Annotated in this window: 1 protein-coding gene; it reads right to left on the reverse strand. The window is 64.8% G+C overall.

Annotated elements, in window-relative coordinates:
• A partial coding sequence (locus CC117_RS10205) for a condensation domain-containing protein (RefSeq protein WP_241829980.1) occupies positions 1 to 1,522 on the reverse strand: 1,522 nt, incomplete at both ends.

A 1,522-nucleotide genomic window follows, 5' to 3' on the forward strand; every position in this document is an offset into this window, starting at 1 on the left:
TCTCGGTACAGATCGGCGACGGTGCCGGTGTGAGGCTCGACCTCATCGGGCAGCAGCGCCGTCAGCTCTCCGACGGGCGCGCGCGAACGGCTCGCGATCGCGTTCAGCGTCGCAACGTAACGCTCCAAGATCTCTTCGGCGCTGGCCGTGTCGTACGCGTCGCGGCGGTAGGAGAGCCGCACATGCACGGACGCGGATCCTGCACGCTCCCATGCATTCACTGCGAACGTCACCGGATAGTGCGTGGCGTCATCCACGGCGGAGCCGACCACTCGGACGCCGGCCCAGTCACGTTCGTCGCGCACCTGGAAGGGCAGGTTCTGCACCACGAACAACGTGTCGAAGAGCGCTGCCATACCAGCAGACGCCTGAATGCTCGTCAGCGCGGTGTCGGGATGGTCGATGACGCGCAGCTGCTCGAACTGCACTCGCGCGAGCATCTCCTGAGCTGTCTCGAACGGGCTAAGACGCACGCGCATCGGTACCGTGTTGAAGAGCACCCCGATGGTCCGGTCCGCGTCGGGAAGCTCGGGAGGGCGGCCGGACACCGTGTTGCCGAACACCACGTCATCGCTGCCAGTCAGGCGGCTGAGGGCGACAGCCCAGGAAACCTGCAGGACTGTACCCACCGTCACCTGCGCAGTCCGCGCGGTACCGAAAACCGCAGCAGCGGCCGATGGATCAAGATCGTAATGCAGATCGCCCGTGTCGATCTGCCCCGCACCGAGATCGCCGCCCTCTGGCCAGAGCATCGTCGGGCCAGACAGCTCGGCGAGATAGTCGCTCCAGGCGCGGACGGCGGTCTCCGGATCCCGACCGTCGAGCCACTCAAGATACGAACGGAATGACGCCGGTTCGACGCGATCCGCGTACCCGGGATCCGCGTAGATCGTGAGGATCTCCTCCAACAGGGCCTTCAACGACCAGCCGTCCAGCAGAATGTGCTCAAAGCTCATCGCCAGAATCCAGGCATCGGTCGACCGCTCGATGAGGGTGAACCGGATCAGCGGTGGAGTCTGGAAGTCGAAGGGCTCACGTCGCTCGGCTGCCAGGAAATCACCGATGTCCACACGGAGTTCGGACCACTCGGTGAGCGAGATGATTCGGAACGGTGCATCTGCGACAGCGGGGATCACCTGCGCCTCACCTGAGGGCACGAAGGCGGCACGAAGGTTCGGGTACCGGTCGAGCGCGACCCTCACCGCACCCTCTAGACGGTCAGGGTCGACCGCGCCTGACAACTCTCTCGTGGCCTGCGATACATAGGCGTTGTGATCATCCGACTCCTGCGCGCGCACCATGTGGTAAAAGATGCCGCGTTGCAACGTGGACAACGGGAGGATCTCGGCGGCTTTGCCGTAGAGGGCACGGATGCGCTCTTCTTCCTCCCACGAGATCGTGAGACGGTCAGCTCGACGAAGACGCAGCCCGCTTGGCGACTGCCTCGACAGCGTGAGCGCGAAGTCGATCTGGGCGGTCACGGTGGCGATCTCCTCCGCCAGCGCGCGCACATCCAGGTCGA

This window comes from Parafrankia colletiae (assembly GCF_001854655.1).
Classification (GTDB): Bacteria; Actinomycetota; Actinomycetes; order Frankiales; family Frankiaceae; genus Parafrankia; species Parafrankia colletiae.